Here is a 13605-nt window from a genome sequence, read left to right on the forward strand (position 1 = left end):
GGACGAAGAACAGTCCGGTGTTCGGCCAGGTGTTGCCGTTGACCTGTTGCCAGCGGTGGCGCACGTCGAGGTAGGCGGTGAGCCCGGCGATGGGAGTCATTAGATTCCTTGATGGCCGGTCCGGCGGGCTGCGAACCTGGGAGACGGATTCAAGAGGTTCATCGTCGTATTTACAAGAAAGGGGTAAAGTAATGGTTCTGAGCGCAGAAGAAGCTCACCAGAAAGCTGAGAATTTTCTCGATCTGAACGTGCGTCCTCAAATGTCGTTCGAGGTTGTCATCCTGGATGATTACATCAAGGATGAAGGAGACTCGTGGCTTTTCCCGTATAACGGAAAAGGCTACATCGAAGAGGATAGGCTATCGGAGATAATGGCCGGAAATACTCCAATCAGAGTCTTCAAGGCCAACGGTGAGACTGGATTCGATCGAAGAGGCTGATCTTATTTCGTGGTTCGAGAGCACCCCGCTGGATCTAGCCTCCGAGTAGGGTGTCGAACGGCGGCCCAGTCGCCGAGTTAATGAAGATGTGCGGCCCCGAGGCTTCGGCCTCGGGGACAGAGCCAAAGCAAATTTCGTTGATCTTCGTTGTGTCCGGTAGTTCCGGTAGGCCGCCGACCGGGTTGCGGAACTCCCGTAACCCCTGGTCGACGCCACGGGCGCCCGCCGGCATCCCGTCCTGGGTATCCGAATCCCATCAGGTCGTGACACCCTGCGCTGGCTGGCCGAGAGTCGACGCCGCGGTCATGGACCGGCTGATCTGCACCTGGTTCACCACCCGACGACCACCGCCGGAACCGGGCTCGCCCCGGACAGTAAGACCGTCCGTAACACCCACGCCAGTACCGGCCTGGACGTGCAACTGTTCGCCGCCATGCGACAACCACGACGCCGCCGTGGTTGTCGCATGGGTCCGAGTCTCCGGCCGACACCACCGAGGTCACCCCAGATCGCCGCCCTGCTCGACCCCTCGACATCACCGCTGTGGGTCCGCCGTCGGCGAGGGTCTCAACCCGGTCTTCCCATCGCTGGGCCGACCTGCCGGTGGCCTTCTCTGCTCCTATGATGCTCGCGACATCTACATCGGGAGATGGTTTGTTGATCCACACATTCCGGTCGGCGGTCGTGATCACGGCTGCCGCCGTCATCGCCGCCGGCCTCGGCGGCCCGGCCCAGGCATCGAGCTACGGCTCCGCCCGAGTGAGCGGTACGACGGTTCTCTTCGCCGCCGCCACCGGCGTCACCAACAAGGTCGTGATCACCCGCTCCGGGCGAACCGTCACCGTCGACGACCGGGTGGCGATCGAGCCTGGCAAGGGCTGCAAGCAGGTCAAAGGCGACAAGACCCGGGTCCGCTGTACGACGAAGAAGGCGCCCGTCAAGGCCCTCGTCAACACCTGGGACCACAACGACTCGATCGTCAACAAGAGCGATCTGAAGATGGAGGCGTACGGCGGCCCCGGCAACGACAAGATCGTCGGAGGCCCGAAGGCGGACGTCCTGTACGGCGACGACATGTGCGCGCGGAAATCCGGCAACGACAAGATCTATGGCAAGGCCGGCAACGACCTGATCTACGCCGGCGACGGTGCCGACTACGTCTCCGCGGGCGACGGCAACGACCGGGTCCTCGGCGACAGCGACTGCACCACCGCGCCCGACCACGCCGGCAACGACGTCATCCATGGCGGAAACGGCAACGACGACCTGTTCGGCGACAGCGGCAACGACAAGCTGTACGGCGGAAACGGCAACGACTTCCTCAACGGCTGGTACGGCGCAGACCGGATCGAGGGCGGCGCCGGCGACGACCAGCTGTACGGCGACCCCGACGACCGCAGGGTCTCCGCCGACGTCCTGCTCGGCGGCACCGGCAACGACCTGGTCGACTACCAGGGATACAAGAAGCCCCTCACGATTTCCCTGAACGGCGCGTCCCGCGACGACGGCATCGCCGGCGAACACGACACCGTCGGTGCCGACGTCGAACGCCTCAACGGCGGCGCCGGCAACGACACCCTCACCGGCAACGCCGCGGCCAACACCATCTCCGGCGAGACGGGCAACGACGTCATCCGCGGCGGCGCCGGCAACGACACCCTGTGGGGCGGCGAGGGCGACAACAAGCTGTACGGCGAGGCGGGCGACGACACCCTCCTCACCTACTACGGCGTCAACCTCCTCGACGGCGGCCCGAACACCGACGAGTGCCACGGCCGCTGGGACGCCGTCACCCTGGTCTCCTGCGAAACCTTCGCCGGCTAGCGGCCACCGGCACGAGCGTCATCGGGGTCGATACCCACTGAACGCAGCAGGTCGTGTAACCGGCCCTGGACGTCCACCCGGGCGTCCAGGGCTCGTACCGCGGCCTCGGATGCACGTTTCGTGAGCTGATCGAGTTCGGTCTCCTTGGCACGATCCATCGTTGCCTCCCCGCACGGTCGGATCGTCGTCGAGCATGGCGACGAGCATGGCGCGGGCATGGCGGATGTTCGAACGTAACGTGCCGACTTTGGCAGCGCCGCTCTCGAGTGCGGACCGGACTCGCCCGAGCCCAGCAACTCGACCACGCCGCGGACACGTTCGTGCACCGCACCGTCCCGGCCCCGTTCACCGGAACCGTCCCCGACGCCGCGCATCCGGGCGGCTAGACACCTAATCGCAGTCAGGGTCTGCCTCTGTGGTGATTTCGGGCGCTCAGCACGCCCGTATTCACCACACCGTCAGGGGTGTGGTGATTTGGGGCGTCCAGCGCGCCCGTATTCACCACACCGCCAGGGGTGTGGTGATTTGGGGCGTCCAGCGCGCCCGAAATCACCACGCGGATGGGCTTCGCACCCTTACCACGAAACGTGTCTAGCGAGATCTGCGGACGGTTCTTTCCCGCCGAGTCGCTCCCAGCGCGGTCCCAGGCGATGCTCGAGGACCTGTTCGAGGCTGGTCAGGCGTTCGGGGCCCGGTCGTCCAGGCTCGCGACATCCGCGGAGGGCGTCATCCCGCGATGTCGCCCGGCCGGCCGGAGGTGACCAGGCTGCGCAGGTCCTCGTCGTTGCGGGCGGTGAAGACGAGCATCCGCTGTCGCTGGTCGTGGCTGAAGATGACCTCGCAGTCGAAGTCCACCCGCCCCGCCGTCGGGTGCAGCAGTGACGTGGTCTCCTGACGGCAGAGGCGTACCTCGTGGTCGTCCCACAGACCGCGGAATTCGGGGCTCTCGGCCAGCAGCGTCGCGATCATCTGTTCGGCCTCGGTCGGATCGGGTTCCAGGTCCGCCGCGGCCCGGACGCTCGCGGCGAAGGTCGCGCTCTGGGCCGCGTGGATGTCGTCGGGATAGCTGCTGCGTTCCTCCGGCATCATGAACCACCGGAAGTAGCCGCTCCGGGCCAGACCCGTGTACTGCGTCTGGTCACCGAAGAATTCCAGGCAGAGCCGGTTCTGCAGCAGGGTGTGGGCCAGGTTCGAGATGACCATCGCGGGATTCCCGTCGAGCGCGTTCAGCACCCGGCGCAGGCCCGGATCGACCCGGTCGATCTTCGTGGTCTGCCGGGGCGGGTTGTGGCCGATCAGGTGGAACAGGTGGTCGCGCTCGTCGACGGTCAGGTCCAGCGCCCGGGAGAGCGCCGACGCCACTTCCGGGGACGGGCGAGGGCCGCGCCGCTGTTCGAGCCGGGTGTAGTAGTCGATCGAGATGTAGGCGCGCTCGGCGACATCCTCACGCCGTAGACCACGGGTTCGGCGGGTGGTGCGGTGAACGGGGGTGAGGGCCGCCCGGCGCTGTCGCAGGAAGTCTGCCAACTCTTCGCGGTTCACTTCGTGATCTTAGGCGGGTGAGCCAGGGACTGCCGATCCCTGGTACGGCCCCGTGCCGGATGGCACCGTTCGGTGTCTTGCGGATGAGGAGAGTTCGAGTGGGGCTCAGAGTTCAGGTGCCGGCGGCCATGGTCCGCGGTGATGTGGAGCAGGGGTACGGTCCGGTCGCCGACGCGTTCCGGCGCAACTTCGCGCGGGGGTGGGAGATCGGCGCTTCCTGTGTGGTCTATCGCGACGGTCGGAAGGTGGTCGACCTGTGGGGCGGTTACCGTGACGGCGTGACCCGCGATCCGTGGGAGCACGACACGATGGTGCCGGTCTTCTCGACGAGCAAGGGTGTGTCGTCGATGGCAGTCGCCGTGCTGCACGCCCGCGGCCTGCTGGATTACGGCGAGCGGGTGGCCACCTACTGGCCCGAGTTCGCAGCCGCCGGCAAGGCCGAGGTCACGGTGCGTCAGCTGTTGTCACACCAGGCGGGCCTACCGGTGATCGACCGTCCGCTCGACCTGGCCGACCTGTCCGGCTCGGCGACGCTGGCCGCGGCGCTGGCCGAGCAGCGGCCGGCGTGGACGCCGGGTGAGCGGCACGGCTATCACGGGCAGACGCTCGGCTGGTACGAGAGTGAACTCGTCAGCCGGGTCGATCCGCAAGGACGCCACCTGGGCCGTTTCTTCGCGGAGGAGGTGGCCGCGCCCCTGGGCCTCGAGTTCCACATCGGTCTGCCGGAGCACGCGGATCGCAGCCGTATCGCCCGGATCCACGGCTTCCGGACCTGGGAGATGATGCTGCACGTCACCTCGATGCCGCCGGCCTTCGCCTTGGCGTTCGCGAATCCGTGGAGCCTGACCGCCCGCGCTTTCCAGAATCCGCGGGTGCTCGGCGTCCCGGAGAACATCAACCGGCCCGATGTGCAGGCCGCGGAGATCCCGGCCGTCAACGGTATCGGCCGGGTGGGATCGATCGCGCGGCTCTACGGCGATGCCGCCGCCGGTGGCGCCGAGCTCGGTCTCAGCGCGTCGACGCTCGACGCGCTGAAGAGCCCGGCGGAGGCGCCATCGCGGGGGCTCGCCGATCAGGTGCTGCGCCTGCCCACCCAGTATTCGCTGGGATATGTGAAGCCGTTCCCCGCGTTCCGTTTCGGATCCGCGTCCGGCACGGCGTTCGGCACGATGGGCCTGGGCGGCTCGTTCGCCTTCGCCGACCCGGACACGGGTATCGGCTTCGCCTATGCCATGAACCGGCTCGGTTTTCACCTGTGGGACGACCCGCGCGAGGTCGCGCTGCGCGAGGCCCTGTTCGTCGACGTGCTCGGCGAGATGCCGCAGCGACCGGACGCCGCGAGGGCACGCTCGCGGCGTTGAGTGGCGTCTCATCGGTCATGGTCATCGTGCCGGGCGTAGGCGTCCGGCACGCACCGGGGTTGGATGAGGCTTCGCGTGCACCGGCTCAGCGCAGCAGTGTCAGCCGGGTCGTGACGTCGGTGACCGTCTGTTCCAGCGGCGGCCAGGGCAGGCCGGGTGCGGAGAGTCTCGTCCCGACGATGCCGTGCAGGGCGGCCAGCAGGTGGATCGCGTCGGTGCGCGGGTCCGTGGCGGCCGAGGAGCCGTTGCGGGCGCAGGCGGCGATCAGCTCCACCATCTGGTTCAGGGCTGTGCCGGCCATCAGGTCGGAACCCGGAACGTTCATGAATATCAGCGCGTATCGGGCCGGGTGGGCGAGGCCCAGTTCCACGTAGGCGCGGGCCCGGGCCAGCAGCCGGTCGGCCGGCTCCGGCAGGCCGGCCTCGGCTGCGGCGGTGACCTGGATGACCTCCGCGAATGTGCCCCGCCGCAGCTCGGCCATCAGCTCGGGCAGGTCGGCGAAGTGCCGGTAGACGGCGGGTGCGGTGACTCCGGCGGCGCGCGCCACGGCGCGCAGGGTCACGCCTGCGGGGCCCTGCGCGTCCAGCACGGTGAAGGCGGCCTCCACCAGCTCGTCGCGCAGTCGCGCGCCGTGGCCCCGGGTGTTCTGGGTTCTCGTCACACCGACACTTTACACGCGTTTACTGTGACGTCGAGCGCATCGGTTTACAGACGTTTACCTACGCCGGTATAAATCTCGTTGAACGGTCCCGTCACATCCGGGACCTCGACGAACGGTGACGGCCATGCGACTTCGCCACTTCCGTAATCCGCGCGTCTGGCGGATTCCGGTCATCATGATCGTGCTGCTGAGCCTGGCCCTTCCGGCCTGTTATCTGAGCGGCATCGCGGACCCCCAGGGGCACCTGCGGAACCTGCCGGTAGGCCTGGTGCTCACCCCACAGGAGGCCGGCGGTACGAGCGGCGCCGCCGAGGCGCTCGCCGAGGCCATCCGTACCGGCGTCGACCCGGACAAGCTCGACGTGATCACCATGACGGCCGCTGAGATGTCCACCCGCTTCGCCGACGACGAGATCTACGGGGCCGTGGTCGTCCCCGCCGATTTCGATCGGTCGCTGTCCACCCTGACCGGCGGCGGCGCGATCGTGCGGCCGGTGGTCACCGTGCGGACCAACGCCGGCGACGGCAGCCTGGCGGTCGGCCTGGTCAGCGGCAACCTCGACCCCGTCCTCACCGCCGTCGGACGGGCACTCGGCGACCGCCTGCGCGCCGCGGCCGGCACCGGTCTCACCCCCGCACAGGCCCTGGTGCTCCAGGAACCGTTCACCGTGTCGACCGTGCCGGACCAGCCGCTGCCGGCCGAGTCCGGGTACGGCCTGACCCCGTTCTACCTGGCCCTGGTCGCGATCCTGATCGGTTTCATCGGCGCGTCGACGATCCACCCGTCGCTGGACGCCGCGATCGGCTTCGCCCCCAGCGAACTCGGTCCGCTGACCAGCCGCCGCCCGTACCGGTGGGCGGGCCGGGTCACGACGCTGCTCGCCAAATTCGCGGTCCTCGCCGGGGCCGCCCCGGCCGCGGCCGGCCTGCTCCAACTCGTCGCCACGAAGGTCATCGGCGTGCCGGTCGGCCACCCGGTCCAGCTGTGGCTCCTGCTCACCGCCACGATCGTCGCCGTCGGCGCCGGCGCGTTGTCGGTCTTCGCGGCGTTCGGCAGCCCCGGTGCGCTCATCAACACGTTCTTCTTCGTGGCGCTCTCCCTGGCCTCCGGTCCCACCGTCCCGGTGGAGGCACTCCCCGGCTGGCTGCGCTCGCTCACCACGGTGACCGCCATGCACCCCGTCCTCGACGGCGTCCGCGCCATCCTGTTCTTCGACGCGCGCGGTGCGGCGGGCCTCAGCCACGCGTGGATCCGGCTGGGCATCGGTGCCGCCGCCGGCGTTGCCCTCGGCCTGCTCACCGCCTGGTTGTACGACCGCAACCCGCGCTTGACCCGGCATCCCGTCCCCGCGACACCGGCCGCCGCCACGGATCACGCACTCGTACCGCAGACGTGACGCCGCACCGGGCGGAGAGGACCGGCCACCGGCACGGAACACGCACTCGTACCGCAGACGTGACGCCGCACCGGGCGGAGAGGACCGGCCACCGGCATGGGGCGGGCCGACGTCACGGCGTACGGGAATCCTGCTGAAGTTCGTGGCGGAGGTGGCCGAGGGCTCGTGTGATCAGCCGGGAGACGTGCATCTGGGAGACGCCGACCTGTTGGGCGATCGCCGCCTGGGTGAGGTTGCCGTAGAAACGCAGGGTCAGGATCCGGCGTTCCCGCTCGTCGAGTCTGGTCAACGCGGGAATGATGACGATCCGGGCGTCCGCCAGGGCGAAAGCCTGGTCGACCTCGCCCAGCGCGTCACCGAGTTCGGCGGTCTCCCCGGAGCTGACGGAGATCGAGAGTGACAGTGCGCTGTACGCGCGGGCGCCCTCGACGGCCTCCAGGACCGCTTCGTCGGTGATGTCGAGGTGCGCGGCGATCTGGGCGGTCGTCGGCGGGCGATGGAGGCGGTGTGTCAGCTCCTCGTTGGCCGTGTTGATCGCCAGCCGGAGTTCCTGCAGCCGGCGCGGTACCCGGATCATCCAGGTCCGGTCGCGGAAGTAGCGTTTCAGCTCGCCGAGGACGGTCGGGATGGCGAATCCGACGAAGTCGATGCCGAAGTCCGGGTCGAATCGGTCCACGGCGCGGATCAGGCCGACGGCCGCGGTCTGGACCAGGTCGTCGATCGGCACTCCCCGGCCGGAGTAGCGGACGGCGAGCCGACGGGCCATCGGTAGCCATGCCACGATCGCCCGATCCCGCAACGCCGCCCGGGCGGGATGCCCGGCCGGCAGGGCAGCCATCGCCATCAACAGTTCGTCCGGGTCCCCATGGTCGTCATAGGAGGCGAGGGCGTCCGACGCGGTGCTTCTGGATTTCGTGATCATAATTTCCCGGCATTCAGCTGAATGGATGCCGGGGTCCGGGGCAACGGCCGCCTATGTGAGCCGCATCATCGACTCTAATCTCTTCCCGGTATTCCGGCACGGATTGTTTCTCTCGTGCCGAGATGGGCACAGGCCTTGAGCCCCAACCGGTGAAAGGCCGTCACCGTCATGGGTGCGCCGAACCGGCGGCGCCGGCGTCGACGCTGAGGTCGGGGTGGTCGGCCGGCTCGGGCACGCACAGCCAGAGCGCCTGCGGCAGGACCTCGACGGTCAGCCGGTCGCCGGCCTCGATGAGGTCGCCGTCGAGCTGACGGGGCTGGGCGCGGTCGCTGATCACCTCGATCCGGCTGCCGCGGAAGACCTCGAGCGCGGGAACCCGTCTGTCGTGCCGGATCAGCCCCCACCCCAGTGCGATCCAGGTGCGTAGCGTGTTGGGGGTCAGGACGGCGATGTCCAGGACCCCGTCGTCCGGCTGGGCCTCGCTCAGCAACCGCAGCCCGCCCTGCAGCCGGCCGACGTTGGCGATGAGCACCGAGCGGGCCCGTCGGCGCATCGGTGTGCCACCGTCGATACGGATGGTGACCCGCATCGGCCGGTCCTTGAGATGCTTCATCGCGCCGAGGACGTACGCGGGCCAGCCGATGTGCTTCTTCGCCGTGTCCGACGTGGCATCGAGCATGTGCGCGTCGAAGCCCATGCCCGCCATCACGGCGAAGTGCCGCCCGTCGAGAGTGCCGACGTCCAGGAGCCGCAGGCCACCGTCCAGCGCGACGGCGAGACCGGTGGCCAGATCGGTGGACAGGCCGAGATTCGCCGCGAGCAGGTTGCCGGTGCCGGCGGGCAGGACGGCCATCGACACCTCGGTACCGGCCAGCGCCGACACCGCGGACATCACCGTTCCGTCACCGCCGCAGACGAACACGACCTCGGCACCCGATGTGATGGCCGCGCGTGTCTGACCGAGCCCGGGGTCGTCCTCGGTCGTGGCGTACCAGCGCGGTGCCGGCCAGCCGGCCCGCGACAGCGTGTCGTCGACGGTGTGCCGGAGCCCGTCGAAGTCGTCGATCTTCGACGGGTTGAAGACGACCGCCGATCGTGGTGCCGGCTCGGTGCGGCTGGTGATGACGGTCATCGTGGTGACTCGCTTTCGATGAGATGCCCCTGCGGGATGGCGGGTACGCCGTTCGGAAGGTGGAGCATGGAGCGGACGATGCCGTCAGGCCGCCCCGCGGAGCGGAGCGCTGGAGGTGTCGTTGCGGCGGGCGGTGAGCCGGGCCGGGTCCGGCCAGCGAACGTCGCGGGCCCAGCCGAGCTTCTCGAAGATCCAGATGAGACGGGCGGCGGGGTCGATCTGTCCACGCAGCACACCGTGCCGGGCGCCGGTCGGGTCGGCGTGATGGCTGTTGTGCCAGCTCTCGCCGAACGACAGGATCGCCAGCGGCCAGAAGTTCGTGGCCCTGTCCTTGCTGTCGAACGGGCGCTCGCCGACGACGTGGCAGATCGAGTTGACCGACCAGGTGACGTGGTGCAGCAGGGCCATCCGGACCAGCCCGGCCCAGAAGAACGCGGTCAGGGCGCCGGCCCAGGTGCCGGTGACCAGCCCACCGATCACCGTGGGGGTCAACAGCGAGAACGCGATCAGGGGAAGGAACAGCCTGTCGATCACGCGGATGCCACGGTCGGCGAGCAGGTCCGGTGCGAAACGGGCCTTGTTGGTGACCTCGGGGTTCAGGAACCAGCCGCAGTGGGCGTACCACAGGCCTTTGGCCAGAGCGCGGACGCCGGTGCCGTACCGCCATGGTGAATGGGGGTCACCCTCGCGGTCGGTGAAGGCGTGGTGCCGCCGGTGGTCGGCGACCCAGCTGGTCGGGGGTCCTTCCACGGCGAGGGATCCGGCCACGGCCAGAGCCAGGCGCAGCGGCCGGACGGCCTTGAACGAGCCGTGGGTGAGGTGGCGGTGGAAACCGACCGTGACACCGGCGACCGCGATCAGGTACCCGACGGCCGCCATGCCGGCGTCGAGCGCGGAGAGTCCCCACCCCCACGCGATCGGTACGGCGGCGAACAGTGCGACGAACGGCGCCACGACGAAGACCCAGAGCATCGCGACGGCCACGCGTGACTGAGGTGCCTCGATCATGGGTTTGGGGCCGGGCAGGGCGACGGCGACGGTGGCGGTGGAGGTGCTCATGGCGCGACTCCTTGGAGCCTGTCGGCCGACGATGACGAGGCGACGACATCGCGCGGACAGGCCGGTTGCGGCGAGGGAGGACCGCGGGAGTCTGGACGGCCGCCGGGATCACAGGGGCGGAACTCGGTGTATCCCCAGTACCCGGTTGCGCGGCCGGCAAACGAGACCGTTCTTCACGATGCCGGTTTACCGGGCCGTGGAAGGGGTATCGCCACGACACCGCCACCGCTGTCTCGGTGGCTCGGCCGTCCAGACTCCGCGGCTCGACATCGGTCCTCGCCCCTCCACGGTTCTTTCGTGTACGGCAGGCGACAGCACTGAGGAGCCAGGCCATGAATTGTCCCGTCGTTCGCCGGTGGGCGAATCGGAACTCCTGCCGTCGTGAGCTTTCTTCGAGGAAAGACGTCCTGTGGGCCGCCGTTGAAGGGGGGCCCGGCGGCCCACAGGACGGCCTCCGCCGGAAGGCAGGACGCTCATGATGTTCTCCGACGTCGTCGACGTCCTGCGAGGGGAACACGACGAGATCCGGCGGTTGTGCGCCGCGGTCGAGCGCAGTGGTGACCGGGACCGGGGGCATCGGTTCGCCGTGCTCTCCCGTGCTGTGCACCGCCACGAGTTCGGCGAACGAGCGGTCGTCCATCCAGCGGTCAGGAACGTGAGCGTCGCCGCCGACCTGATCGCAACGATGCGCCTGACCGAGGAGACGGCGCTCCTGCTGGCATTGAACACGCTTGACGATCTCGGCCCGGAGGACCCGGGTTTCCGCCGGGGATTCACCGCCCTGCACCGGGCCGTCCTGGAGCACCTGACTCGCGAGGAACTGGACGAGTTCCCGATTCTGCGGCGGCACGTGCCGGTCCAGCGGCTGCACGCGATGACCGGCGCGCTCACCGACGTTCAGCTCATGGCCGCGGCCTGATCTCCCCGACGTCCGCGGCCGGCCCGAACGGTGTCGACGCGTCCACGTCTCCCGGCTGTCGTCACCGGGAGACGCCGTGCTGGAGGGTGGCGATCAGGGCGAGAGTCGATTCGGCACCCTGGTTGAGGTTGGGTCCGAGCGGGGTGAGCCCGTCGTAACCACCGCCGGTCGCCGGGTTCCACATGATCTGGCCGATGTCGTTGTCACCGAGGAACCAGGCGATGCACCGGTCCACGCCCGCACGCCAGGTCCGAGCGCCGGTGATGGTGGCGGCGGTGGCGCAGGCGTCGGCCAGCGCCGCGACCTCGATCGGTTGCTGGTCGTACCGTGGTCGTGTGGTTCCGCGTCGCCAGCCGGCCGCGGGCAGTGCCGACAGGTGGCCGTCGTGGGTCTGGATGTCCAGCAGCCAGGTGAGCATTCGCAGGCCGGCGGCCAGGACCGGGGGATCGTCGAGGAGATCACCGGCGGCGATGAGAGTCTCGGCGAGAGCGGCGTTGGCGTAGGTGAGCCGTTCCTCGGGCCACGGCCAGTGCGGATCGGGGCCGGGATGGCCGATCACCGTCACGGCATCGGACAGGAGCGAAAGGGCCGGTTCGCCGCCGGAGCCGGCGCGGAGCAGTTCGGCGGCTCCGAGCGCGGCGAAGGCCATGGACCGGGGGTTGCCGGACCGGCGGGAGGCGCCCTGGGCGAAAGCGTGGTGGGCTTCCTCGCGGATCCACGGGGCCGGGCAGCGCGCCGCGGCGGTCCCGAGGCCCCACAGGGCGCGTCCCCACCAGTCCTCGACGGCGGGTTCGTCGGCCCACACCCGGTCGAACCCGAGCCGGTTGTGGAAGGCGCCGGTGGCGTCCTGCGCGTGGGTGAGGAACGTCAGGTAGCACTCCGCGAGCCGCAGCACCTCGGCGGACGGGTCGGCCTCGCGGCCGGTGACGACCAGGCCCCGGGCGGCATCGTCGGTGCAGTAGCCGTGCTCGCGGCGGGCGATGGTGTGCCGGGCGTGTTCGAAGAGCCCGGTGTCGTCGGTCAGCCGTGCCAGATGGGTGAAGGGGATGGCGGACAGGGCCGGGTCGGGGTCCGGGGCCGTGCTGACGGCCTGTGCGGTCACGGACCGACCGTGGTGATCAGGTTGCGGTCGGCGACGAGCGTCGCGGCCAGTTCGTGGTATCGCTGGGCCACGGCGGGCCAGCGCAGTGCCGGTTCGGCGTGGCCGTTACGGCCGCGCAGTGTGGCGGCCAGGGCAGGCTCGGTGAGGATGCGCCGCACGGCGGTCGCGAGGGCCGCGGGATTCTTGTGCGGTACGAGCAGGCCGGGCCCGTCGGTGAGCAGTTCCACCGCGTGCGGGAAGGCGGTGGCCACGACCGGGATCCGTGCCGCCACGGCCTCGACGAGGACGCCCGAGGTGACCTGCTCGGTGGAGTCGTACGGCAGCACGACGACGTCGGCGGAGCGGATCAGTGTTCCGAGCGCCTCGTCGTCGAGGTAGGCCGACTGGTAGCGCACCTGGTGCGCGATGCCGAGGACCGCGCCGAGCCGGTGCAGGCCGGCCCGGTACTCCTCCCCGTGGAGTTCGGCGACCTTGGGGTGGGTGCGGCCGGCCACCGTGTAGACGGGTGCGGGTTCGAGGTTGCGTAGCCGGGCCAGGCCGCGCAGCGCCCACTCGATTCCCTTGCCCGGCCCGAGCAGACCCCAGGTCAGCAGGTGCGACTCCGGGTGTCGGCGGCTCGGCGGGCCGGCGTAGTCCAAGGCTCCGTGCGGGATCACCGAGATCTTCGCGGCGTCGACGGTGTAGCCGGTGATCAACCGGTCGTGGGCGGCCCGGGTGATGGTCACGACCGCGCTGGCGGCGGCCACGATCTGTTCGAGCAGCGACTTCTGGTTCGGGGTGGGATGGGTGAGCACGGTGTGCAGGACGACGAGGCTCGGCACGGTGAGCCGGCGCAGCACGGACAGGACCTCGCCGCCGTCACGGCCGGGGTAGATGCCGTACTCGTGCTGGATGACGGCGATGTCGAAACCGTTCAGCGCCTCCGCGCTGTCGCGCCACCCGGCCGGTGCCGCGGCCGTCCAGGTGTGCACCACACCGTCCTCGGGCGTGGGGTCGTCGCCGTGCGCCGCGACCCGCACGATGCCGACCGCGGCCGCGGACCGGCCGAGGTGGGTGGCGAGCGCGGAGTTGAACGTCGCCAGGCCGCAGCGGGTGGGCGGATGGGTACTGAGGAATCCGTACTTGATGGTCATGAGCTGTGCCCTCTGTCGGTCGGCCCGCCGCGGATCACGTGACGGGGCCTCACACGGCGCCGGCGTATCAACGCCGGAAGCACCGTTCGTCTTGTCGGATCCCACAGCCGAGGA

The 13605-nt window shown here is 69.4% G+C and carries 13 protein-coding genes; 5 read left to right on the top strand and 8 right to left on the bottom strand.

Features of this window, described 5'->3' with window-relative positions; genetic code table 11:
• Positions 1-191 precede the first annotated feature (191 nt).
• Together QSK32_RS26745 and QSK32_RS26750 are read left to right on the top strand one after the other, a co-directional pair.
• Positions 192-440: a YrhB domain-containing protein gene (locus tag QSK32_RS26745; protein WP_285473480.1), complete on the top strand. Its 249-nt coding sequence runs from the start codon at positions 192-194 to the stop codon at positions 438-440.
• 657 nt (positions 441-1097) lie between these two features.
• The gene (locus QSK32_RS26750; RefSeq protein ID WP_285473481.1) at positions 1098-2264 is read left to right on the top strand and encodes a calcium-binding protein; all 1167 of its coding nucleotides are present in this window, start codon (positions 1098-1100) and stop codon (positions 2262-2264) included.
• On the opposite strand, the gene QSK32_RS26755 is transcribed toward QSK32_RS26750, so the two are convergent.
• Together QSK32_RS26755 and QSK32_RS26760 are read right to left on the bottom strand one after the other, a co-directional pair.
• Positions 2261-2422 (bottom strand): hypothetical protein, encoded by a 162-nt coding sequence (locus tag QSK32_RS26755; RefSeq protein WP_157411216.1) that lies wholly within the window; start codon positions 2420-2422, stop codon positions 2261-2263. The two genes, QSK32_RS26750 and QSK32_RS26755, sit on opposite strands and share 4 nt — an antisense overlap.
• Before the next feature lie 568 nt (positions 2423-2990).
• Positions 2991-3806, bottom strand: a complete 816-nt coding sequence (locus QSK32_RS26760) for a helix-turn-helix transcriptional regulator (protein ID WP_285473482.1) — start codon at positions 3804-3806, stop codon at positions 2991-2993.
• A gap of 98 nt (positions 3807-3904) precedes the next feature.
• Between QSK32_RS26760 and QSK32_RS26765 the strand changes: the two genes are divergently transcribed.
• Positions 3905-5167 carry an EstA family serine hydrolase gene (locus QSK32_RS26765; protein WP_045745735.1) on the top strand — a complete coding sequence of 421 codons (1263 nt, stop codon included), beginning with the start codon at positions 3905-3907 and terminating at the stop codon, positions 5165-5167.
• A gap of 85 nt (positions 5168-5252) precedes the next feature.
• Here the strand turns inward: QSK32_RS26765 and QSK32_RS26770 are convergent, their stop codons facing one another.
• Complete coding sequence (locus QSK32_RS26770) at positions 5253-5828, bottom strand: TetR/AcrR family transcriptional regulator (RefSeq protein WP_052720962.1); 576 nt, start codon at positions 5826-5828, stop codon at positions 5253-5255.
• A 124-nt stretch (positions 5829-5952) separates the two neighbouring features.
• Here QSK32_RS26770 and QSK32_RS26775 point away from each other — a divergent pair, with 124 nt between their 5' ends.
• A complete protein-coding gene (locus QSK32_RS26775) occupies positions 5953-7224 on the top strand; it encodes an ABC transporter permease (RefSeq protein WP_045745750.1) in 1272 nt (423 codons plus the stop codon).
• Between the two features lie 112 nt (positions 7225-7336).
• Here QSK32_RS26775 and QSK32_RS26780 read toward each other — a convergent pair whose 3' ends face one another.
• The 3 genes from QSK32_RS26780 to QSK32_RS26790 form a co-directional block, all read right to left on the bottom strand.
• A complete protein-coding gene (locus QSK32_RS26780; protein WP_245674176.1) occupies positions 7337-8068 on the bottom strand; it encodes a SigB/SigF/SigG family RNA polymerase sigma factor in 732 nt (243 codons plus the stop codon).
• Between the two features lie 244 nt (positions 8069-8312).
• The gene (locus QSK32_RS26785) at positions 8313-9278 is read right to left on the bottom strand and encodes a diacylglycerol/lipid kinase family protein (RefSeq protein ID WP_045745733.1); all 966 of its coding nucleotides are present in this window, start codon (positions 9276-9278) and stop codon (positions 8313-8315) included.
• An 84-nt stretch (positions 9279-9362) separates the two neighbouring features.
• Positions 9363-10337, bottom strand: coding sequence for an acyl-CoA desaturase (locus tag QSK32_RS26790; RefSeq protein ID WP_285473483.1), 975 nt, complete (start codon positions 10335-10337; stop codon positions 9363-9365).
• Positions 10338-10812: 475 nt separating this feature from the next.
• Here QSK32_RS26790 and QSK32_RS26795 point away from each other — a divergent pair, with 475 nt between their 5' ends.
• A complete protein-coding gene (locus tag QSK32_RS26795) occupies positions 10813-11256 on the top strand; it encodes a hemerythrin domain-containing protein (protein WP_052720960.1) in 444 nt (147 codons plus the stop codon).
• A gap of 61 nt (positions 11257-11317) precedes the next feature.
• Here QSK32_RS26795 and QSK32_RS26800 read toward each other — a convergent pair whose 3' ends face one another.
• Complete coding sequence (locus QSK32_RS26800) at positions 11318-12358, bottom strand: glycosyltransferase (RefSeq protein WP_285473484.1); 1041 nt, start codon at positions 12356-12358, stop codon at positions 11318-11320.
• On the bottom strand, positions 12355-13491 hold the full coding sequence (locus QSK32_RS26805) for a glycosyltransferase (protein WP_045745730.1): 1137 nt from the start codon (positions 13489-13491) through the stop codon (positions 12355-12357). The genes QSK32_RS26800 and QSK32_RS26805 overlap by 4 nt, the downstream gene beginning before the upstream one ends.
• Between the last annotated feature and the right edge of the window lie 114 nt (positions 13492-13605).

Origin of the sequence: Actinoplanes sp. NBRC 101535, from assembly GCF_030269225.1 — a bacterium.
GTDB classification, from domain to species: domain Bacteria; phylum Actinomycetota; class Actinomycetes; order Mycobacteriales; family Micromonosporaceae; genus Actinoplanes; species Actinoplanes rectilineatus.